We start from the raw sequence: 19941 nt of genomic DNA, 5'->3' as shown, positions 1-19941 counted from the left end.
GCGGGACAACAGGTGGGGCGACAATGTAAGCCTTTTGTTACTCGGACTCCACGCCCGGCGCCTTGCGGAACACGTAGAACAGGTTGGGCTCGCTGACCAGGTACAGCGTGCCCGCCTCGTCCATGGCCAGGCCCTCGGCCTGCGGCACGCTGCGCTTGAGCCCCTGCATGCCGCGCAGCAGCGACAGGCTGCTGATGGGCTCGCCATCGACGTCCAGTTCCAGCACCAGGCGCGACTCGTCCGACAGCGCCAGCAGGTGGCCGCTGCCCTCGTCGTACTGCAGGCTGGAAAGGTCGCGGACGAACAGCCGGCGGTCGCGCTTGAGGTCGTCCAGCACGTGCACGGCGAAGGGCTTGTCGGGCTGCGTGTGGGGGAAGCCGTGGACCTCGTAGATGCGCACCGGGTCGCGTTCCTTGGCGACGAACAGGCGCTGGCCGACCGAGTCGTAGGCCAGCCCCTCGAAGCCCTTGTTGCCCATCGGCCCCAGGCCCAGGGACAGTTGTTGCGCCTGTTCGGCATCCAGCTCGCGGGTGCCGTTGTCCAGGCGCACCTTGAACAGGCGCTGGCGGCGCTCGTCGCTGAGCACGTAGAGGCCGGGGCCGATGTATTCGATGGCCTCGGTGTCGCCGAAATCGTGCAGGGTGATCTTGCGCAGCACCTTGCCGTCCAGGGACAGCTCGACGATCTGCGCCGGCTGGTTGGTGACGGTGAACAGGCTGCGCCGCTCGGGATCGTAGGTCAGCGCCGAGACGTCGTCGTCCAGGCCCTCGATGGGCTGCGCCTCGATCTCGACGCGGTAGTCGGGCAGCCAGATCGAGCGCTCACGCCAGTTTTCCGCATGGTGCCATTCGCGCACGGCGAACCAGGCGCGCTCGTAGACGCGGAACTGCTGGCCGAGCCAGGCCAGGGCGAGCAGCAGGAGGATCAGCAGCGCCGCCAGGCAGCGGCGCAAGGTGAGGAAACGGAACATCGCAGGTCCATGTCGATGGGGGCACGCCGTAATAGCACAAGGCCGCTGAAGCCAGGCTTAATCCCCGTGCAGGAAAATTCCTCGAGGCTAAAGTCAGGCTAGCGTAATCCCGTGTCCTCGCCGCCCCGCAAGGAGTTCCGATGAGCGCCGTCCAGCTTCCCGAGCAGCGTACCCTGACCACCCTGCACACCGTGGTGCTGGCCACCGAGGTGCTGAGCCAGGCCGGCATCCCCCGCGGCCGGCTGCTGGAGGGCAGCGGCATCGCCGAGGCGGACCTGCTGACGCCGGAGAAATTCGTCAGCCATGCCCAGGAACTGCGGGTATTCGCCAATGCACTGAGCTGCTACCAGGATCCGGCCCTGGGCCTCTACCTGGGCCTGCGCATGCACGTTTCGGCCTACGGCATGCTCGGCTACAGCATGCTGGCCAGCCGCACCCTGCGCGACGCCCTGCAACTGGCCCTGGCCCACCCCGACCTGCTCGGCACCTACTTCCGCCTGGCCCTGCAGGACCACGGCGACGAGGTCTGGCTGAGCGCCGAGGGCTACCGCTACGCGCCGGAGCTGACGGTGTTCAACACCGAGCTGTGCCTGACCTCGCTGCTCACCGTGGTGCGCGACCTGCTCGGCGAATCGGTGCGCCCGCGGCGCCTGCTGCTGGCCTACCGCCCGCCGCTGCATGCCAGCACCTACACCGAGCGCCTGGGCTGCCCGGTGGAGTTCGGCGCCGCCACCAGCGCCCTGTGCCTGGGCCCGGCGCTGCTCGACCGCGCGCTGCCGCTGGCCGACCCGGTCAGCTGCCACAACGGCCTGCAGCAATGCCAGCGCCTGAGCGCGGCCATGAGCGGGCGCGACGACATCCTCGAACTGATCCGCCGCCACCTCGCCAACCACCTGCAGGAAGCCCGCGGCCTGGACGAGGTGGCGCGCCACCTGCACCGCTCCAGCCGCACCCTGCGCCGGCACCTGCAGCAGCACAACACCAGTTACCAGCAGGTGCTGGACGAAGTGCGCTACGACAAGGCCCGGCAACTGCTCAAGGACACCGACCTGCCCATCTACCTGATCGCCGAACGGCTCGGCTACAGCGAGACGGCCAGCTTCCGCCATGCCTTCCAGCGCTGGAGCGGGGCGAGCCCGAGTCTGTATCGCGGTTGAGCCCGAGCCGGCCTGGCGGCCGGATCGCGGATGAGATCCGCTCCTACACCATCCTCAACACCCGTGCTCCTTGTAGGAGCGCGCCCTGCGCGCGAAATCGCGGGCAGGGCCCGCTCCTACAGGAGGGGTCGACGGTGGGCGCATCGTAGGAGCGGATCCCATCCGCGAAACGCGCCGGAACCTCCGGCTATCGCGAGCAAGCCCGCTCCTGCGAAGAGCCGGCCAGGCTGGTGAAAACGGCCCTTCAACTTGGCCTGATTTATCCCTTATTGGCCTGTTCTATCGTTCTGCCGCTGCGAAAAGGAGGGCCATTATCAAGCCGCAGCTAGGTGAAGCGGCCGCCAGAGCCGTAAAACCGCAAACAATAACAACTGCTTAACTGCATGGTATTGAAGCATGACCAGCGCGATTGCCATCGAGCGAATCGGCATGGAATTCGGTACCCCCGGCCAAGGCCTCAAGGCCCTGGACGACGTGTCCCTGGACATCCGCGCCAACGAATTCTTCACCCTCCTCGGCCCCTCGGGCTGCGGCAAGACCACCCTCCTGCGGCTCATCGCCGGCTTCGAACAACCCACCTCCGGCAGCATCCGCCTCTACGGCGAGCCCATGCAGGGCCTCCCGCCATTCCGCCGCCCGGTCAACACCGTGTTCCAGAGCTACGCCCTGTTCCCGCACATGACCGTGGCGCAGAACATCGCCTTCGGCCTGGAGATGCAGGGCAAGCCCAAGGCCGAGACCGAGGCCACGGTGAAGGCCATGCTCGAACTGGTGCGCCTGCCCGACGTCGGCTCGCGGCGCGCCGACCAGCTCTCCGGCGGCCAGCAGCAGCGCATCGCCCTGGCCCGCGCGCTGGCCAGCAGGCCCAAGGTGCTGCTGCTGGACGAATCGCTCTCGGCGCTGGACCTGAAGCTGCGCAAGGAAATGCAGATCGAACTCAAGCGCCTGCAGCACGAGACCGGCATCACCTTCATCTTCGTCACCCACGACCAGGAAGAAGCCCTGACCATGTCCGACCGCATCGCGGTGATGAACAAGGGCCAGGTCCTGCAGATCGGCACCCCCACCGAAATCTACGACGCCCCGGCCAACCGCTGGGTGGCCGACTTCATCGGCGAGACCAACTTCCTCGAGGCCGAGGTCAACGGCGACGGCGTGGTCCTCGCCGATGGCCAGCGCCTGACCGCCGCCACCACGCTGCCGGGCAAGGTGACCCTGGCGATCCGCCCGGAACGTACCGAGCTGGCCCAGGACGGCGAATTGGAAGGCGTGGTGGAAACCGTGGTCTACGTCGGCACCGACACCGTCTACCACCTGAAGGTCGCAGGCGCCCCCGGCTTCCGCGTGCGCCAGCAGAACCGCCAGGGCGCGGCCGGCGCCCACGAGCCCGGCGCGCGGGTGCGCGTGCGGGTGCCCGGCGACGCCATCCGGGTGCTGGCCGAATGAGCACGCTGCGCCTGCAAGCCGAGCGCAAGAGCCTGCGCGCCCGGCTGGCGCTGACCACCCCGGCCATGCTGGTGCTGCTGGTGTTCCTGGTGCTGCCGCTGGGCATCATGTTCGCCGTGTCCGTCCAGGCGCCCGGCGACTACGGCGGCGTGAAATGGGGCCAGCACACCCTGGAGGCGTACATCAACTTCCTCTGGGAACGCGACCTGGACGACGCCCTGGTGTTCAACACCGACTACCTGGGCATCTTCCAGCGCTCCTTCTGGCTGTCCATCCTGACCACCGCCGGCTGCCTGCTGATCGGCTTCCCCACCGCGCTGTACCTGGCGCTGCAGGACGAGCGCCGGCGCAACATGCTGCTGTTCCTGGTCACGGTGCCGTTCTGGACCAACCTGCTGGTGCGCGTTTACGCCTGGATCCTGCTGCTGCGCAACGGCGGCCTGATCGACGAGGGCCTGCACAAGCTGGGCTTCAGCGACGCCGCCATCGGCCTGCTCTACACCGACAACGCAGTGATCATCGGCCTGCTCTACACCTACCTGCCGTTCATGGTGCTGCCCATCTACACCAGCCTGGAGAAGATGGACTGGCGCCTGGTGGAGGCCGCCTTCGACCTCGGCGCCAACCGCTGGAAGGCGCTCAAGCGGATCATCATCCCGCTGGCGATGCCCGGCATCGTCGCCGGCTGCATCCTGGTGTTCATCCCCTCGCTGGGCAACTACATCATTCCCGAGCTGCTCGGCGGCGGTAAGTCGCTGATGATCGGCAACCTGATCCAGCTGCAGTTCGGCACGGCGCACAACTGGCCGTTCGGCGCGGCGCTGTCCTTCGCCCTGCTCGCCTTCGTCCTCGCCGCCATGCTGGTCTACAGCATGCGCTTCAGGCAGGGCGCCGCCGGAGGTCACCCATGAATTCGCTGAACCCGCTGTGGCGCTTCGCCGGCGTGCGCCCGGCCGCCTGGCTGTTCTTCGCCTTCCTCTACGTGCCGATCCTGGTGCTGGTGGTGCTGAGCTTCAACAGCGGCCAGTCGGCAACGCTCTGGGAAAGCTTCAGCTTCAAGTGGTACGCGGTGGTGGCCAACGACCCGGAGATCGTCCGCGCGGCGAAGAACTCGCTGATAGTCGCAAGCCTGGCCACAATCTTCGCCACCCTGCTCGCCACCCTGGCGGCGCTGGGCATGCGCGGCCGCGCCTTCCGCGGGCAGAGCCTGATGAACGGCGTGCTCGGCCTGCCGCTGCTGGTGCCGGAAATCGTGGTGGCGGTGGCCACGCTGATGTTCTTCGCCTTCATCGGCCTGAAGCTGTCGCTGTTCACCATCCTCATCGCCCACGTGGTGTTCTGCATCCCCTTCGCCTACCTGCCGATCCGCGCCCGCCTGGAGGGCATGGACCCGCGCCTGGCCGAAGCCGCGGCGGACCTCTACGCCTCGCCGTGGAAGGCCTTCTGGAAGGTGACCTGCCCACTGCTGATGCCCGGCATCCTCTCCGGGGCGATGCTGGCGTTCATCATCTCGATGGACGACTTCGTCATCACCTACTTCGTCGCCGGCGCCGGGGCCACCACCCTGCCGGTGTACATCTTCAGTTCCATAAGAATGGGGATATCGCCGAAGATCAACGCGATCTCGTCGATCATCCTGCTGATTTCCATCGCGTTCGTTGCGTTGTCGTACTACGTCGGCCAGCGCCGGCGTTGACTGCCTCCCGATAAAAACCATTCGCACAGGAGCTTCACCGATGACCATCCGCCGCCTTCCCCTGGCCCTCAAGGCCGCCGCCCTGGCGGGCCTGACCCTGGCCGGCCAGGCCCACGCCGACGGCACGCTGCACTTCGCCAACTGGTCGGACTACTTCCCGCCGGAGCTGCTGAAGAAGTTCGAGAAGGACACCGGCATCCACGCCACCCTCGACTCCTACGACAGCAACGAGACGCTGCTGGCCAAGCTCAAGGCCGGTGGCGGCGCCTACGACGTGGTGGTGCCCTCGGACAGCTTCATCGAAATCTTCGTCAAGGAAGGCCTGCTGCAGAAGCTGGACAAGTCGCAGCTGCCGAACCTGGCCAACCTCAAGGACAAGTTCAAGACACTCAGCTACGACCCCGGCCACGACTACACCGTGCCCTACCTGTGGGGCAGCACCGGCTACAGCTACGACAGCGCCAAGGCCCCGGGCGGCAAGTTCGACGAGAGCTGGAAGCCGTTCTTCGAGCCGCCGGAGGCGTTCAAGGGCAAGGTGGTGGCGCTCAACTCCATCGAGGAGCTGTGGGCCCCGGCCACCTACTACCTCGGCGTGAACGAGTGCACCGAGGACCCGAAGGAGGCCGAGAAGGTCCTCGACCTGCTGCTCAAGCAGAAGCCGCTGCTGGCCATGTACAACAGCGACGGCACCATCGAGCGCATGGCCGCCGGCGAGGTGTACATGCACCAGCAGTGGAACGGTGCCTTCCACCGCGCCCACGCCCAGCGCGCCAGCCTGGTCTACGTCTATCCGAAGGAAGGCGTGCGGCTGTTCATCGATAACCTGGCCATTCCCAAGGACGCCACCAACATCAAGGAAGCCCACGTCTTCCTCAACTGGATGATGCAGCCGGAGAACATCGCCGCCGCCTCCAACTTCGCCAAGTACAACAACGCCATCACCGGTTCCGAGAAGTTCATGGACAAGGAGCTGTTCGACGACCCGGCGATCAACACCCCGGAAGACAAGATCGACCGCCTGAAGCCCTTCCAGCTGTGCTCGCCGAAGTCCCTGTCGTTGCGCGCCAAGGTCTGGACCAAGCTGAAGAAATGACCGGCCGGGCCTGCGGCGGGACGGGCGCCCGCCGCCGGGCCTGACAGTCAATCTGGCCACTTCGATCCCTTTTTGACCCTTTACAGGGTTCTGCGGGGCGGCGCGGCGGCCTAAAGTCCGGGTACTCGCCCAGGGAATGGCCGCCAGGGCCGCGATCACCGCCGCAGCACGCGCCGCGCCGGTATCCAGGGAGCGCCGCCAGCGAGCATCCACAAGAACAATGCCCCGAGAACGCTCATGACCAGCCCTTGCTCCACCCCGGTTCGCGGCCGTCACCGCGCCCACCCCTTCCTCGCCCGTTACGCCCGCCGGCAGCGCTGCGGCTGACCGCCCCGCTCCCTCCGCGCGGCCGCCAGCGGCGCCCCGCGCCAGCGCAACAACGACAAGAATTCGCGAGGAAACATCGATGGCCATCGAACAAGGCGCCCGCATGAGCGCCAGCACCGGCAACGCCCCCCAAGCCCAGGCGTACGCCCGCCTCAAACGCATCCTGGGGCTGCCCGCCCTGGTCTTCTTCGGCCTGGTCTACATGGTCCCGCTGACCATGTTCACCACCTACGGCGTGGTCACCGAGATGACCGGCGGACGCACCGCCAGCGCCTACCTGATCACCCTGCTGGCGATGCTGTTCACCGCCGCCTCCTACAGCTTCATGGTGCGCAAGTACCCGATCGCCGGCTCCGCCTATTCCTACACCAGCCTGAGCTTCGGCCCGGCGGTGGGCTTCCTGTCCGGCTGGTCGCTGCTGCTCGACTACCTGTTCCTGCCGATGATCAACTACCTGCTCATCGGCCTGTTCATGAACATCGCCTTCCCGGAGATTCCCGCCTGGGTCTTCGTGGTCGCCTCCATCGCCCTGGTCACCGTGCTCAACGTGGTGGGCATCAGCCAGGTGGCCGGCATGAGCAACGCCATCGTCGGCGCCCAGCTGGTGTTCATCGTGGTGTTCGTCGGCATGTCGCTGAAGAGCCTGGCCGGCGCCCCGGCCCTGGACCTGGCCGCGCCCTTCATCGGCGACGGCAGCAAGCCCGGCTTCGCCCCGCTGATGGCCGGCGCCGCGGTGCTGTGCCTGTCATTCCTGGGCTTCGACGCGGTCTCCACCATGGCCGAGGAAACCCGTGACGCGCGCCGCGACATCCCGCGGGCGATCATCATCACCACGGTGCTGGCCGGCCTGATGTTCACCCTGCTGGCGATCATCAGCCAACTGGTGTTCCCCGGCAGCGTGTTCGAGAACGCCGACTCGGCGGCCAACGAGGTGATGCTCAAGGCCGGCGGCCAGTTCCTCGGCAACTTCTTCACCGCCGCCTACATCGCCGGCTGCATCGGCTCGGCGCTGGCCTCCCAGGCCTCGGTGTCGCGCATCCTGTTCACCATGGGCCGCGACGGCATCCTCCCGCGCAGCCTGTTCGGCACCCTGCACGCGCGCTTCCAGACGCCGGTGGTGGCGATCCTGGTGGTCTCGGCCATATCCCTGCTGGCCCTGGTGCTGGACCTGACCACCCTGGCCTCGATGATCAGCTTCGGCGCCCTGGTGGCCTTCTCGGTGGTCAACCTGGCGGTGATCCGCACCTACCTGGGCGTCGAAGGACGCCGCGCGCCGGCCGACCTGCTGCGCTACGGCCTGGTGCCCTTCATCGGCCTGTGCCTGACCCTCTGGCTGTGGACCAGCCTGTCGCAGCTGACGCTGATCGTCGGCCTGAGCTGGTTCGCCGTCGGCTTCGTCTACCTGGCGCTGCACACCGGCGGCTTCCGCCGCAAGGCGCCGAGCGTGAGCTTCGAGGAAAACGCCTGATACCCCACGGACCCACCGGGCGCCGCCGGGCGCCCCCAGGAGTGCATGATGTTGACGATCTACACCGACGACCATCGCTTGCACCACGGCCAGCATGAGCTGATCGGCGGCCAGTTCACCCCCTGCTTCGAGAAGCCCAGCCGCGCCGACATGGTCCTGGACCGCGTCAAGGCGGTGGGCCTGGGCGAGATCCAGGCCCCGCGCGACTTCGGCCTGGAGCCGATCCGGCGCATCCACACCGAGGGTTTCGTCAACTTCCTCCAGCACGCCTGGCGCGACTGGCTGGCCACCGGCAGAACCCACGACATGCTGCCCATCGCCTGGCCGACCCGCCGCCTGCTGCAGAAGGAGCCCGACAGCATCGACGGGCGCCTGGGCTACTACAGCTTCGACGCCGGCGCGCCGATCACCGCCGGCACCTGGCAGGCCATCACCAGCTCGGCGAACGTGGCCCTGACCGGCCAGGCCGAACTGGCCAAGGGCGCCCGCTCGGTGTTCAGCCTGTGCCGCCCGCCGGGCCACCACGCCTCGGCCGACTACATGGGCGGCTACTGCTTCTTCAACAACGCCGCCATCGCCACCCAGGCCATCCTCGACCAGGGCGCGGCGCGGGTGGCCATCCTCGACGTGGACTACCACCACGGCAACGGCACCCAGGACATCTTCTACGACCGCGCCGACGTGCTCTTCACCTCGATCCACGGCGACCCGCGCTTCGAGTACCCCTACTTCCTCGGCTACGCCGACGAAAAGGGCCGGGGCGTGGGCGAAGGCTTCAACTTCAACTACCCGCTGGCCTCGGGCAGCGACTGGTCGGTGTGGAGCCTGGCGCTGCAGGCGGCGATCCGCCAGATCGCGGCGTACGGGCCGGATGTGCTGGTGGTTTCCCTGGGGGTGGATACCTTCAAGGAGGATCCGATTTCGCAGTTCAAGCTGGACTCGCCGGATTACCTGCGCATGGGCGAGGCCATCGGGAAGCTGGGGCTGCCGACGTTGTTCGTCATGGAGGGGGGGTATGCGGTGGAGGAGATCGGGGTCAATGCGGTGAATGTGTTGCAGGGGTTTGAGAGTGTCGGTTGAGCGCCATTCCCTGTAGGAGCGAGCTTGCTCGCGAAGGGAGTTCTGCCGGATGAGTTCGGTGTGCAGCTTGAGAGCGCCCTCTCCCTAACCCTCTCCCTGAAGGGAGAGGGGACCGTTCGGAGTGCGCTGATGTTTCGGCGCTAGCCGGCCACTCCGCGGGCATCAGGATGAAACCACACCTTCTCTCGACACGGACAAGCCCCCTCTCCCTTCAGGGCGGGGCGCGCAGTCGAGGGCTGGGGAGAGGGAGCGGAGCCGCCGGGAGACGCGGTTCGCGAGCAAGCTCGCTCCTACGAAAAGCCGAATGCAAAAAAGCCGCGCCAGGATCACTCCCGGCGCGGCCTTTTCATATGCATCTCGTTACTGCAGGACGTCCACCCGATCCACATCGATCTCCACGCCCTTGCGGTCATGGTCGACCTCGCCGGTCAGGCGCACCTTGGTCTTGTCGGAAACATCCACGCCCTGCGGCCAGTCCTCGTGGTCGATCTCCACCTGCATGCTGCCGGTGGCGTCCTTGAACTCGTAGTGCTCGCCGTGCAGGCGCTTGGTGATCACGCCTTCCAGCACGGCCGGGGTGTCGTCGGCGGCGGCCTGGGCGGCTTTCACGGTGTTCACCGGGCCGGTCGCCGCGGGTTTGGCGGCGTCGCTGCCCGGGCCGGTGTAGCCGGCGGCGAAGGTGGCGCCGGAGAACAGGGCGATGGCGGCGATCAAGGGAAGACGAATGGATTTCATGAAGTAGCCTCCTGGCTGTTTTCGTTGAAATCAGATTAGCCAAACAGCCTGAAACCAGCCTGAATCCGCCCTTAATCCAGGCTTAACCGCCCTTGCCATCGTCCTTGAGCTTGCGGAATACGTAGAACAGTTCCGGCTCGCTGACCATGTAGATGGTGCCCTGCTCGTCGATGGCCACGCCCTCGGCGCGCGGGATCTTGTCATGCAGGCCGTTGAGTCCGCCGAGCAGGCTGATGAAACTGACCGGCTCGCCGTTCTCGTCCAGCTCCAGCAGCAGGTGCGACTCCGCCGACAGCACCAGGGTGTGGCCGGTGCGCGGGTCGACGCTGAGCGCCGAGACGTTGCGCATGTACAGCTGTTCGCTGGGCAGCGGCCGCATGCTGCCGGTCAGGCCCGGGCTGCCGTCGCTGGCCCAGCTGAAGAGAGTCATGGGGTCGCGCTCGCGGCCCAGCAGCAGGCGTTTCTGCGCCGGGTCCCAGGCGATGCCCTCGAAGCCCTTGTTGCTCTTTTCGCCGAGGTTGCCCAGGTCGAAGCTGGCCAGCTTGGCGGTGCTCAGCTCGTGGGTCTGCGGGTCGACGTGGAAGATGGTCAGGGAGTTCTGCCGCTCGTCGGTCACCGCGACGTTGCCGTTGGGCAGCACCGCCACGCCTTCGGGGTTCGCCAGACCGAGCAGCGGGATCACCCGCAGCACCTCGCCGTCCAGCGACAGCTCGCCGAGCAGCGGCTTCTTGCCGGTCACGGTGAACAACGTGCGGGTCACCGGGTTGTAGGCCAGGTCGGAGGTTTCCTGGCCTTCCAGGCCGCCCTTGAGCGCCTTGCCCTGGATCACCGCGCGGTAGCCGGGCAGCCAGACGCTGTCGGCGCGCGCCTGCGCGCTGGTGTTCTCTTCCTGCCACCACAGGCGGGCGCGGTCGTCCCAGTGGAACAGCTTGGCCAGTACCACCAGCACCACGGCGGCGAAGAGCAAGGCCAGCAACAGCCAGCGCAGAAGACGGGAGGATCGGACCTGGGTCATCGGGGAGTTCTTGTTGTCTGGATTGGGAACGCCCCGCAGAAAGCGAAGGCCGCGCGAACGGCGGCCTTTGGCGGGGTGCGGCTCAGAGGACGCGGCTTTCGAACCGGCTGGCGCCGGGAAGTTCCAGCACCAGCTCGCTGCCGCGCTTGAGCGGGCCGACGCCCACCGGCGTACCGGTGGAGACCACGTCGCCCGGTTGCAGCGAGAAGTGCCCGCAGATGTGCTGGATCAGCGGCACGATGGGGTTGAGCATGTCGCGGCTGTTGCCGTCCTGGCGCACTTCGCCATCGATGCTCAGGCGGATGCCGATGTCGGCCGGGTCGGGGAAGCGGTCGGCGCTGACGAAGGGCGCCAGCACGAAGGCGCCGTCGAAGGACTTGGCCAGCTCCCAGGGCAGGCCCTTTTCCTTGAGCTTGGCCTGCACGTCGCGCAGGGTCAGGTCCAGCGCCGGGGCGTAGCCGGAAATGGCGTCCAGCACTTCCTCGCGGCTGGGCGTGCGCGACAGCGGTTTGCCGATCAGCACGGCGATCTCCGCTTCGTAGTGCACGTCGCCACGACCCTCGGGGATGGCGAAGCCGCCCTCGGCCGGCACGGTGCAGGAGCCGGGCTTGATGAACAGCAGCGGCTCGGTGGGCACCGGGTTGTTCAGCTCCTTGGCGTGCTCGGCGTAGTTGCGCCCGACGCAGACCACCTTGCCCAGCGGGAAGTGGATGCGGGTGCCGTCGACGTACTGATGCTGGTAACTCATGACCGACTCCTGGACGGATGAATGGGATGCCCCGCGGCGCTCGTGGCGCTGCGCGGTGCCCGCCTCCCGCGGGCGCTGCCGGCCGTTCCGTCGGCCCCGAACATGAGAAGGGCCGGTGAACCGGCCCTTCTGGGATGACTGGCTTACTCGGCGAAGATCTTGCCGGGGTTCATGATCCCGTTGGGATCGAACACCGCCTTGACCGCCTTCATGTAGCCGATCTCGGCTTCGGAGCGAGAGTAACCCAGGTAGTCGCGCTTGGTCATGCCCACGCCGTGCTCGGCGGAGATGGAGCCGTTGTACTTCTCCACGGTCTCGAACACCCACTTGTTGACCGTGGCGCACTTGGCGAAGAACTCGTCCTTGGACAGGTTTTCGGGCTTCAAGATGTTCAGGTGCAGGTTGCCGTCGCCGATGTGGCCGAACCAGACCACTTCGAAGTCCGGGTAGTTGGCTTCGACGATGGCGTCGATGTCCTTGAGGAAGGCCGGGACCTTGCTGACGGTGACCGAGATGTCGTTCTTGTACGGCGTCCAGTGCGAGATGGTCTCGGAGATGTACTCGCGCAGCTTCCACAGGTTCTGCAGCTGCTGCTCGCTCTGGCTCATCACGCCATCCAGCACCCAGCCCTGCTCGACGCAGTGCTCGAAGGTGGCCAGGGCTTCGTTGGCCACTTCCTCGGTGCTGGCCTCGAACTCCAGCAGGGCGTAGAACGGGCAGTCGGTCTCGAAGGCCGGCGGCACGTCGCCGCGGGCCAGGACCTTGGCCAGGGCCTTGTCGGAGAAGAATTCGAAGGCGGTCAGGTCGAGCTTGCTCTGGAAGGCGTGCAGCACCGGCATGATCGAGTCGAAGTCGGGGGTGCCGAGGACCATCGCGGTGAGGTTCTTCGGCGTGCGCTCCAGGCGCATGGTGGCCTCGACCACGAAGCCCAGGGTGCCTTCGGCGCCGATGAACAGCTGGCGCAGGTCGTAGCCGGTGGCGTTCTTGATCAGGTCCTTGTTCAGCTCCAGCAGGTCGCCCTTGCCGGTGACCACCTTCATGCCGGCCACCCAGTTGCGCGTCATGCCGTAGCGAATCACCTTGATCCCGCCGGCATTGGTGCCGATGTTGCCGCCAATCTGGCTGGAACCGGAGGAAGCGAAGTCCACCGGGTAGTACAGGCCCTGCTCCTCGGCGAACAGCTGCAGCTGCTTGGTCACCACGCCCGGCTGGCACACCACGGTGCGGTCGAAGGCGTTGAAGTCGAGGATCCTGTTCATGTAGTCGAACGACACCACCACCTCGCCGTTGGCGGCGACGGCGGCGGCGGAGAGCCCGGTACGGCCGCCCGAAGGCACCAGGCCGACCTTGTGCTCGTTGGCCCAGCGCACCACGGCCTGCACCTGCTCGATGCTCTTGGGGAAGGCGATGGCCAGCGGCGCCGGGGCGAAGTGCTTGGTCCAGTCCTTGCCATAGGCATCCAGGGAATCGGCATCGGTCAGCAGCTTGCCGGGCTCCAGCAGGGGCTTGAGCGATTCGATCAGGGCTTCGCGGGTCATCGAGGGAACTCTCAAATGGTTCATGGTCGTCCTGAGAACAGCTCAGGTCGCAACCGGACAAGGAAAAGGGAGAACATGCTAGCATACGCACCCCACGCAGTTCGCCACCTGGCGCCGAGCTGCGGCACCGGCCGGTTCGGCCAGAGCTGTTCATTTTCTAGCCATTATCCCGGGACTACAGGTTCAAGCAGATGAGCAAGACTTCTCTCGACAAGAGCAAGATCAAATTCCTTCTCCTGGAAGGCGTGCACCAGAATGCCGTTGATACCCTCAAGGCCGCCGGCTACACCAACATCGAGTACCTCAAGACCGCGCTGTCCGGCGACGAGCTGAAGGAAAAGATCGCCGACGCCCACTTCATCGGCATTCGCTCCCGCACCCAGCTCACCGAGGAAGTCTTCGACTGCGCCAAGAAGCTGATCGCGGTGGGCTGCTTCTGCATCGGCACCAACCAGGTCAACCTGAACGCCGCCCGCGAACGCGGCATCGCGGTGTTCAACGCGCCCTACTCCAACACCCGCTCGGTCGCCGAGCTGGTGCTGGCCGAAGCCATCCTGCTGCTGCGCGGCATCCCGGAGAAGAACGCCTCCTGCCACCGCGGCGGCTGGATCAAGTCGGCGGCCAACTCCTTCGAGATCCGCGGCAAGAAGCTGGGCATCGTTGGCTACGGCTCCATCGGCACCCAGCTCTCGGTCCTGGCCGAAGCCCTGGGCATGCAGGTGTTCTTCTACGACGTGGTGACCAAGCTGCCGCTGGGCAACGCGCAGCAGATCGGCTCGCTGCACGAGCTGCTGGGCCTGTGCGACATCGTCTCGCTGCACGTGCCGGAACTGCCGTCCACCCAGTGGATGATCGGCGAGAAGGAAATCCGCGCCATGAAGAAGGGCGGCATCCTGATCAACGCCGCGCGCGGCACCGTGGTCGAGCTGGACCACCTGGCCAACGCCATCAAGGACGAGCACCTGATCGGCGCCGCCATCGACGTGTTCCCGGTCGAGCCCAAGTCCAACGACGAAGAGTTCGAAAGCCCGCTGCGTGGCCTGGACCGCGTGATCCTGACCCCGCACATCGGCGGCTCCACCGCCGAGGCCCAGGCCAACATCGGCCTGGAAGTGGCCGAGAAGCTGGTCAAGTACAGCGACAACGGCACCTCGGTGTCCTCGGTCAACTTCCCCGAAGTCGCCCTGCCGTCGCACCCGGGCAAGCACCGCCTGCTGCACATCCACGCCAACATCCCGGGCGTGATGAGCGAGATCAACAAGGTGTTCGCCGACAACGGCATCAACATCTCCGGCCAGTACCTGCAGACCAACGAGAAGGTCGGCTACGTGGTGATCGACGTCGACGCCGAGTACTCGGACCTGGCGCTGGAGAAGCTGCAGCACGTCAACGGCACCATCCGCAGCCGCGTCCTGTTCTAAGGACCGCTCGGCAGCAAGAAAAAAGGAGGCTTCGGCCTCCTTTTTTCGTTTCTGCGGCAGGAGCAATGGCCTTACAGGCTATGCCAAGGCGCTTTTCGTAGGATGGGTTGAGCTTGCGAAACCCATGCGGGACGGTGATGGGTATCGCTTCGCTCAACCCATCCTACGTGGTGCATTGCCGGACTCCGTCCGCGATAGGTTATCCGCTGCTCAAGAGCATCGCGGATAAATCCGCTCCTACGGACATATCAGCCCGATCTTGCCGGCCCTAGAGCCAACCATCACTTCACGTTGACGGTGATCTGCTTGGATTCCACGTTCGGCTCGAAGGGCACGTGGTTCTTGTCGCCCAGCAGCAGCTGCAGGGTGTGCTTGCCCGGCGGCAGGGTGATCTTGGTTTCCGTCTGGCCCTTGCCGAAGTGGCGGATGTTGTCGGTCATCGGCAGCGGCATGTCCATGGCCGGCTGCTCCTTGAGGTCCACCAGCAGGTGGTGGTGCCCGGTGCTGGGCGAGTCGACGCCAGCCGGGGCCACGCCCATGCCTTCCAGGCCGAACTTGACGGTGAAGGTCTGGCCGACGGTGGCGCCGTCCTTCGGTTCGATGAAATACACCTTGGCCCCCTCGGGCGCCGGGGTACGCGGCATGCCGGCCGCCAGCGCGGCGGTGGAGGCGGCGAGCAGCAGGCCGGCGAGGCCGAGGCAAGGCAACGTGAGCTTCATGGAGTTCTCCTTATGAGCGGGATGGGGAGGCCCGGCACGCTGCAGCGAACCTCCGGCGGGACTCTTCAGCATAGGTCGCCACGCCGACGGCTCAAGGGAAAGAGTGCTACAAGGGCTGTCGGAAGGCTCTACGCCGAGCCCCGCAGGCTATCACAACGAACTCAGCCGCCGGCTTCCAGGCCGGCCAGGCAGACCGCCGCGGCGTCCAGCTCCTCCTCGCTGAACACCAGCACGCCCATGCGCTTGAGCGCCGCCGCGGTGACGCCCTCGCCGGGCACGCGCAGGCCGGAGAAGCTGCCGTCGTAGTTCTCGCGGTTGCCGCAGGAGGGACTGCGCGCCTTGAGGATGGCCAGGCGGATGCCGTGGCGGTCGACCAGCGCCATGGCCTGTTCGGCGCCGCGGACGAAGGCGCGGGTGACGTCCGCGCCATCCACCGTCACCACCGGCGCCCGGCCTTCCAGCACCAGGGCGCCGCGGCCGCCGGGAATCTCCGCCGGCGCGCGCGGCGTGGGCAGGCCGCCGGCCACTTCCGGGCACAGCGCGACCACCCGGCCCTGGGCCTGCCAGCGTTCCAGCAGGTCGAAGGGGCCGTGGCTGCCACCGTCGTAGCGCACCCGGTGGCCCAGCAGGCAGCGGCTGACGAGAATCTTCTGCATGGGCGAAACACTCCCTTTTCGATCGCAACAGACTAGCCCGCGCATCGGACCCGGTCACCTGGCAACCGATGGCGGCCACCCTCCGATGGTCGGGCCCATCCTTCGGCTGGAACTGCCGCGCCGGCATGGCGGGCCTGGCGCATCGCGCGCAGACTGCCTCGCCATATCGCCCACCGCGAGGGAACCGCCACCATGCTCAAGCCTCTCAGCCTGCCGCACCTGATCGGCGGCCTGCTGCTGTGCGCCGCCGGCGCCAGCCAGGCCGCGCTCGAACCGCTGGACAACGAAAACCTCGGCCGCATCACTGGCCAGGAGGGCCTGAGCATCCGCGCCGACGTCATGGCCAGCATCGGCAAGGCCGCCTGGGTCGACGACGGCGGCAGCGTCTCGCTGCGTAACCTGAAGATCGACAACGGCTGCACCAGCGCCGCCGTCTGCCCGGATGGCCGCGGCGGCGCGCTGCCCCTGGGCGCGGCGCAGCTGGGCCTGAGCCTGCCGATCTTCGGCGTCGAGCTGCCTACCCTGCAGGTCGACGTGGTCCAGGGCAGCAACGGCCAGCAGCAGCTGGCGCTGACCCTGCCGGACCTGACCACCATCAACAAGCAGCTCAATGACGGCGGCCTGCCGGCGCAGACCATCCGCGTTCGCGTGGCCGGCGACCTCTACGTCGGTGAAAGCCGCCTGGGCAGCCTGGAGGTGCGCGACATCCAGGACATCAGCGGCACCATCCGAGTTTGGGGCCACTGAGCCCTAGAGCGAGGCATCGCCGCGGCGGCGGAACCAGCCGGTCAGCGACAGGCGCTCGCGGTGAGCCGGCAGCACCTCGTGGGGGAATTCGCCGGAGAGGAACAGCACCAGGCTGCCGCCCAGCGGCGGCACATCGTCGTGGCTGCCGTCGGCGAAATACAAGCGCAGTTCGCCGGCGTGCTCGGGTAGCCAATCGTCGTTGAGGTAGAGCACCGCCGACACGCAGCGCCGGTCATCGTCGCGGAAGCGGTCCAGGTGTTTCTGGTAGAAGGCGCCCGGCGGGTACAGGGCGAAGTGGCACTCGAAATCTTCCAGGCCCAGGAACAGCGCGCGGTTGAGCGCCACGCGCAGTTCATCCATCAGCTCCAGGTAGCGGTCGCAGGCCTCGGCCTGCCCCGGTTCCAGCCACTGGATGCGGTCGCCACGGATGCCCTCGCGCACCGCCTGGCCGGCGCCGCGCCCCACCGAGGCCGAGGCCAGCTCGCCGGCAGCAGCGCGGTTGCGGCACTCCGCGGCCAGGGCGGCGATCAGGTCCGCGGGCAGGAAGTCGCGTTGCAGCGACCAGCCGCGTTCGGCCAGGTCGTCGACGGCGTTTTGCAGGGGGGAGGAATCGGCGTGCGGGTTCATGCGCTATTGTAACGCCGGCGACAAGCGCCTCGACAAGCGGGGCCGGGCTTGCCGACAATAGCCGCGGCGGATGGCCACTGCCGCCAGGAGGACCCGATTTGCGTGCACTGCTTGCCCTTGCCCTGCTGATGCTGGGCCTACCCGTACTGGCCGACGATTATCAGCGCCTCTACCAGGCCGCCGGCTGGCCGGAACAACGCGCGCACTTCAACGATGCCCTGCACGCCGCGCAGAAGCGCTACCAGGCCAACCTGCCGCCGGCGCTGTACCAGGCCCTGGTGAACAACAGCGACCAGCGCTTCGCCCCGGCGCAGATCGACGCCCGGGCGCTGGCCGGCCTGCGCCGGAACCTGGCGGACAGCGGCCCGGCGCTGGCCTTCTTCGAATCGCCCCTGGGGCGCAAGATCGCCGCCGCGGAAACCCTCGCCACCCGCAGCGACCAGCTCGCCCAGTACGCCAACGGCCTGCCGCGCCAGCAGGCCACGCCGCAGCGCCAGCAGCTCGCTCAGCGCCTGAGCCGGGCCCTGCCGGCCAGCGAGGCCGGCGCCGAGGTCAGCATGGCGCTGGCCAGCGTGGCCGCCGACAGCCTCAGCCAGATGCTCCCCGGCCTGCTCGGCCAGGGCCAGGGGCTGCTCGAAGGGCAGCGGCAGAACGTCGTGCAGCAGATCGGCGCCGACCTCGACAACACTCTGCTGTACGTCTACCGCGGGCTCTCCGACGCCGAGCTGCAGCAGTTCGCCGACTTCGCCGAGTCGCCCGCCGGCCAGGCCTACTACCAGGCGGCCCTGGCCGCGGTGAAGGCCGGGCTGGCCTCCGCCCCCTCGAACTAGCTCAGGCGCTCGCCGAGGAAGTCGAAGTAGCGCCGGCGCAGCGCCTCGCTCTCGTTGGCCAGGTGGTGCCGCGCGCCGGTGAGCAGCAGGCACTCGATGCGCTCGAACTTCTCCTCCAGCACCCTCAGGTTGTAGCGCCAGTCCACCGTCTCGTCGGCGTCGCCCTGCACCACCAGCAGGTTGCGCGCGCTGGGCGGCGCGCCCTCGATGTGCGGAATCCAGCGCGCCAGCGCGCCCACCCAGGCGGTGGGCAGGATGCGCGGCTGCAGCGGGTCGCGATCGCGGAGGAAGGCGAGGAAGCCGGCGTCGTTGGAGTTGTCGGTGAACTTGCGCGGAATGGAGTCGACGAAGGGCCGCAGCAGCTGGTAGCTGAGCTTCGACCAACCCCAGGCGCGCGGCCGCACCAGCGGCGCCAGCAGCAGAGTGTGGCCCAGCTCCGGGCGCGGCGCGCCGGTGAGCAGGTAGTCCAGCAGGATGGCGCCGCCGGTGCTCTGCCCGAAAAGGTGCCAGGGCTGCGGCAGGTCCAGCTGCGCCGCCGCGTCCAGCAGGCCGGCAAGCACCGCCTGGTACTCGGCGAAGTCGTTGATGCTGGCCGCCGCGCCGTTGGACAGGCCGTGGCCCGGCAGGTCGCAGGCGATCACCGCCAGGCCCAGGTCCAGCGCCCAGTCGATGACGTGGCCATAGAGCCCCATGTGGTCGTAGTAGCCGTGCAGCAGCAGCAGGCTGCCGCGGGCCAGGGGCGGGCGCCACAGCTGCGCGGCGATGCGGTAGCCGGCGCACTCGAAGTAGCCCAGGCGGCTTTCCAGGCCCGGGTAGCGGGCCGCCAGGTCGAGCCCGTAGAAGGACTGGTAGGCGAGGACCTGGGCGTCGCGTTCGGCTGCGGTCAGGGGTCGCAGGCGCTGGCGCAGCAGATCGGGCTGGAAGGCTTCTGGCATCGGGGTTTTCCGCGGTTTCCGGTGACGCTGGGACGAGCGCCCGGCGGCATCCGGGCGGTTCTGCCACAAGCGACGGCATGGCACTCTTGAGGGCTATCTTACCGGGATTCGCCATGCCTGCCCGCCGCACGCTCATCCTCGCCTGCCTCGCCGCGCTGCTCGCCGCCATGCTGCTGGGCGCCTACCAATGGTTCCAGCAGCGCTACATCCGCCCCTTCGACGCCCAGCCGACGCTGTTCAGCGGCGCCGGCCTGCAGCTGCCGGCCGAACTGGCCGGCCCCGGCGCCATCCGCCTGGTGCATTTCTGGGACCCGGCCTGCCCGTGCAACGTCGGCAACCAGCAGCACCTCGCCGAGTTGCTGGCGCGCTTCGCCCCGCTTGGCGTGCAGTTCTTCGCCGTGCAGAAGCCCGGCAGCCACGGCCAGTTGCCCGCCACCCTGCAGGCCCTGCGGCCATTGGCCACGCCGCCTGGCGCCGAGGCGCTGCCGGCGAGCCCGGCGGTGGCCATCTGGGACCGCCAGGGCCGCCTGGCCTATTTCGGCCCCTACAGCGAGGGCGCGGTGTGCAGCTCGGCCAACAGCTTCATCGAACCGGTGCTGCAGGCGCTGATCGACGGCCGCCCGGTGCAGTCCACCCAGAGCCTCGCCCAGGGCTGCTATTGCCCCTGGCGGGCAGACAGCCGGGCGCCAGCATCTACACTAGCCGGAGCCGGCCCATGAAGGGCCGGCGCGCG

The 19941-nt window shown here is 67.5% G+C and carries 20 protein-coding genes; 11 read left to right on the top strand and 9 right to left on the bottom strand.

The features are described from left to right. Window positions 1-37 precede the first annotated feature (37 nt). Window positions 38-970, bottom strand: a complete 933-nt coding sequence (locus M8R19_RS17610; RefSeq protein WP_064584824.1) for an SdiA-regulated domain-containing protein — start codon at window positions 968-970, stop codon at window positions 38-40. A gap of 140 nt (window positions 971-1110) precedes the next feature. On the opposite strand from M8R19_RS17610, the gene M8R19_RS17605 reads away from it, so the two are divergent. The 7 genes from M8R19_RS17605 to M8R19_RS17575 all read left to right on the top strand — a co-directional run bounded on the left by M8R19_RS17605 (window position 1111) and on the right by M8R19_RS17575 (window position 9237). Further along, entirely contained in the window at window positions 1111-2127 is a 1017-nt protein-coding gene (locus tag M8R19_RS17605; protein WP_043268257.1) for an AraC family transcriptional regulator, read from the top strand. Window positions 2128-2523: 396 nt separating this feature from the next. Then, a complete protein-coding gene (locus tag M8R19_RS17600) occupies window positions 2524-3573 on the top strand; it encodes an ABC transporter ATP-binding protein (RefSeq protein WP_249918446.1) in 1050 nt (349 codons plus the stop codon). Further along, window positions 3570-4484 (top strand): ABC transporter permease, encoded by a 915-nt coding sequence (locus tag M8R19_RS17595; protein ID WP_074980333.1) that lies wholly within the window; start codon window positions 3570-3572, stop codon window positions 4482-4484. Before M8R19_RS17600 ends, M8R19_RS17595 begins: the two co-directional genes overlap by 4 nt. Then, window positions 4481-5269: an ABC transporter permease gene (locus M8R19_RS17590; RefSeq protein ID WP_116425138.1), complete on the top strand. Its 789-nt coding sequence runs from the start codon at window positions 4481-4483 to the stop codon at window positions 5267-5269. Before M8R19_RS17595 ends, M8R19_RS17590 begins: the two co-directional genes overlap by 4 nt. A 40-nt stretch (window positions 5270-5309) precedes the next feature. Further along, window positions 5310-6362 carry an ABC transporter substrate-binding protein gene (locus tag M8R19_RS17585; RefSeq protein ID WP_249918445.1) on the top strand — a complete coding sequence of 351 codons (1053 nt, stop codon included), beginning with the start codon at window positions 5310-5312 and terminating at the stop codon, window positions 6360-6362. 430 nt (window positions 6363-6792) lie between these two features. Continuing rightward, window positions 6793-8157, top strand: coding sequence for an APC family permease (locus M8R19_RS17580; protein ID WP_249920192.1), 1365 nt, complete (start codon window positions 6793-6795; stop codon window positions 8155-8157). 48 nt (window positions 8158-8205) lie between these two features. Continuing rightward, on the top strand, window positions 8206-9237 hold the full coding sequence (locus tag M8R19_RS17575; RefSeq protein WP_043268250.1) for a histone deacetylase family protein: 1032 nt from the start codon (window positions 8206-8208) through the stop codon (window positions 9235-9237). Window positions 9238-9597: 360 nt separating this feature from the next. Here M8R19_RS17575 and M8R19_RS17570 read toward each other — a convergent pair whose 3' ends face one another. From M8R19_RS17570 to M8R19_RS17555, 4 genes are all read right to left on the bottom strand, one after another. Next, the gene (locus M8R19_RS17570) at window positions 9598-9972 is read right to left on the bottom strand and encodes a NirD/YgiW/YdeI family stress tolerance protein (RefSeq protein WP_249918444.1); all 375 of its coding nucleotides are present in this window, start codon (window positions 9970-9972) and stop codon (window positions 9598-9600) included. 82 nt (window positions 9973-10054) lie between these two features. Next, the gene (locus tag M8R19_RS17565) at window positions 10055-10987 is read right to left on the bottom strand and encodes an SdiA-regulated domain-containing protein (protein ID WP_249918443.1); all 933 of its coding nucleotides are present in this window, start codon (window positions 10985-10987) and stop codon (window positions 10055-10057) included. An 82-nt stretch (window positions 10988-11069) separates the two neighbouring features. Next, entirely contained in the window at window positions 11070-11735 is a 666-nt protein-coding gene (locus tag M8R19_RS17560) for a fumarylacetoacetate hydrolase family protein (RefSeq protein WP_116425143.1), read from the bottom strand. A 143-nt stretch (window positions 11736-11878) separates the two neighbouring features. Further along, complete coding sequence (locus M8R19_RS17555; RefSeq protein WP_074980338.1) at window positions 11879-13273, bottom strand: D-2-hydroxyglutarate dehydrogenase; 1395 nt, start codon at window positions 13271-13273, stop codon at window positions 11879-11881. 191 nt (window positions 13274-13464) lie between these two features. On the opposite strand from M8R19_RS17555, the gene serA reads away from it, so the two are divergent. Beyond that, window positions 13465-14694, top strand: coding sequence for a phosphoglycerate dehydrogenase (serA, locus tag M8R19_RS17550; protein WP_009613962.1), 1230 nt, complete (start codon window positions 13465-13467; stop codon window positions 14692-14694). Between the two features lie 281 nt (window positions 14695-14975). On the opposite strand, the gene M8R19_RS17545 is transcribed toward serA, so the two are convergent. After that, window positions 14976-15413 carry a DUF4399 domain-containing protein gene (locus M8R19_RS17545; protein ID WP_043268240.1) on the bottom strand — a complete coding sequence of 146 codons (438 nt, stop codon included), beginning with the start codon at window positions 15411-15413 and terminating at the stop codon, window positions 14976-14978. Between the two features lie 161 nt (window positions 15414-15574). Next, the gene (locus M8R19_RS17540) at window positions 15575-16069 is read right to left on the bottom strand and encodes a 2-thiouracil desulfurase family protein (RefSeq protein ID WP_249918442.1); all 495 of its coding nucleotides are present in this window, start codon (window positions 16067-16069) and stop codon (window positions 15575-15577) included. A gap of 192 nt (window positions 16070-16261) precedes the next feature. Between M8R19_RS17540 and M8R19_RS17535 the strand changes: the two genes are divergently transcribed. Further along, entirely contained in the window at window positions 16262-16816 is a 555-nt protein-coding gene (locus M8R19_RS17535) for a DUF6160 family protein (protein WP_116425144.1), read from the top strand. Between the two features lie 3 nt (window positions 16817-16819). On the opposite strand, the gene M8R19_RS17530 is transcribed toward M8R19_RS17535, so the two are convergent. Beyond that, on the bottom strand, window positions 16820-17443 hold the full coding sequence (locus M8R19_RS17530; protein ID WP_249918441.1) for a 2OG-Fe(II) oxygenase: 624 nt from the start codon (window positions 17441-17443) through the stop codon (window positions 16820-16822). A 98-nt stretch (window positions 17444-17541) separates the two neighbouring features. Between M8R19_RS17530 and M8R19_RS17525 the strand changes: the two genes are divergently transcribed. Further along, window positions 17542-18273, top strand: coding sequence for a DUF2059 domain-containing protein (locus M8R19_RS17525; protein ID WP_043268232.1), 732 nt, complete (start codon window positions 17542-17544; stop codon window positions 18271-18273). Here M8R19_RS17525 and bipL read toward each other — a convergent pair. Beyond that, a complete protein-coding gene (gene bipL, locus M8R19_RS17520) occupies window positions 18270-19208 on the bottom strand; it encodes a phospholipase BipL (RefSeq protein WP_043317445.1) in 939 nt (312 codons plus the stop codon). The two genes, M8R19_RS17525 and bipL, sit on opposite strands and share 4 nt — an antisense overlap. A gap of 77 nt (window positions 19209-19285) precedes the next feature. Here bipL and M8R19_RS17515 point away from each other — a divergent pair, with 77 nt between their 5' ends. Continuing rightward, window positions 19286-19927: a DUF6436 domain-containing protein gene (locus M8R19_RS17515; RefSeq protein WP_074980342.1), complete on the top strand. Its 642-nt coding sequence runs from the start codon at window positions 19286-19288 to the stop codon at window positions 19925-19927. Window positions 19928-19941: the final 14 nt, after the last annotated feature.

Source organism: Pseudomonas sp. R3.Fl (assembly GCF_023516765.1).
Taxonomy (GTDB): domain Bacteria; phylum Pseudomonadota; class Gammaproteobacteria; order Pseudomonadales; family Pseudomonadaceae; genus Pseudomonas; species Pseudomonas citronellolis.
This window is presented reverse-complemented; position numbering and strand designations above follow the sequence as displayed.

Coding starts and splice junctions, on each gene's coding strand:
- M8R19_RS17540 (WP_249918442.1), bottom strand. CDS start 16,069: ATGCAGAAGATTCTCGTCAGCCGCTGCCTGCTGGGCCACCGGGTGCGC.
- M8R19_RS17610 (WP_064584824.1), bottom strand. CDS start 970: ATGTTCCGTTTCCTCACCTTGCGCCGCTGCCTGGCGGCGCTGCTGATC.
- M8R19_RS17535 (WP_116425144.1), top strand. CDS start 16,262: ATGCTCAAGCCTCTCAGCCTGCCGCACCTGATCGGCGGCCTGCTGCTG.
- M8R19_RS17590 (WP_116425138.1), top strand. CDS start 4,481: ATGAATTCGCTGAACCCGCTGTGGCGCTTCGCCGGCGTGCGCCCGGCC.
- bipL (WP_043317445.1), bottom strand. CDS start 19,208: ATGCCAGAAGCCTTCCAGCCCGATCTGCTGCGCCAGCGCCTGCGACCC.
- M8R19_RS17570 (WP_249918444.1), bottom strand. CDS start 9,972: ATGAAATCCATTCGTCTTCCCTTGATCGCCGCCATCGCCCTGTTCTCC.
- serA (WP_009613962.1), top strand. CDS start 13,465: ATGAGCAAGACTTCTCTCGACAAGAGCAAGATCAAATTCCTTCTCCTG.
- M8R19_RS17595 (WP_074980333.1), top strand. CDS start 3,570: ATGAGCACGCTGCGCCTGCAAGCCGAGCGCAAGAGCCTGCGCGCCCGG.
- M8R19_RS17565 (WP_249918443.1), bottom strand. CDS start 10,987: ATGACCCAGGTCCGATCCTCCCGTCTTCTGCGCTGGCTGTTGCTGGCC.
- M8R19_RS17580 (WP_249920192.1), top strand. CDS start 6,793: ATGAGCGCCAGCACCGGCAACGCCCCCCAAGCCCAGGCGTACGCCCGC.
- M8R19_RS17545 (WP_043268240.1), bottom strand. CDS start 15,413: ATGAAGCTCACGTTGCCTTGCCTCGGCCTCGCCGGCCTGCTGCTCGCC.
- M8R19_RS17530 (WP_249918441.1), bottom strand. CDS start 17,443: ATGAACCCGCACGCCGATTCCTCCCCCCTGCAAAACGCCGTCGACGAC.
- M8R19_RS17575 (WP_043268250.1), top strand. CDS start 8,206: ATGTTGACGATCTACACCGACGACCATCGCTTGCACCACGGCCAGCAT.
- M8R19_RS17560 (WP_116425143.1), bottom strand. CDS start 11,735: ATGAGTTACCAGCATCAGTACGTCGACGGCACCCGCATCCACTTCCCG.
- M8R19_RS17515 (WP_074980342.1), top strand. CDS start 19,286: ATGGCACTCTTGAGGGCTATCTTACCGGGATTCGCCATGCCTGCCCGC.
- M8R19_RS17555 (WP_074980338.1), bottom strand. CDS start 13,273: ATGACCCGCGAAGCCCTGATCGAATCGCTCAAGCCCCTGCTGGAGCCC.
- M8R19_RS17585 (WP_249918445.1), top strand. CDS start 5,310: ATGACCATCCGCCGCCTTCCCCTGGCCCTCAAGGCCGCCGCCCTGGCG.
- M8R19_RS17600 (WP_249918446.1), top strand. CDS start 2,524: ATGACCAGCGCGATTGCCATCGAGCGAATCGGCATGGAATTCGGTACC.
- M8R19_RS17605 (WP_043268257.1), top strand. CDS start 1,111: ATGAGCGCCGTCCAGCTTCCCGAGCAGCGTACCCTGACCACCCTGCAC.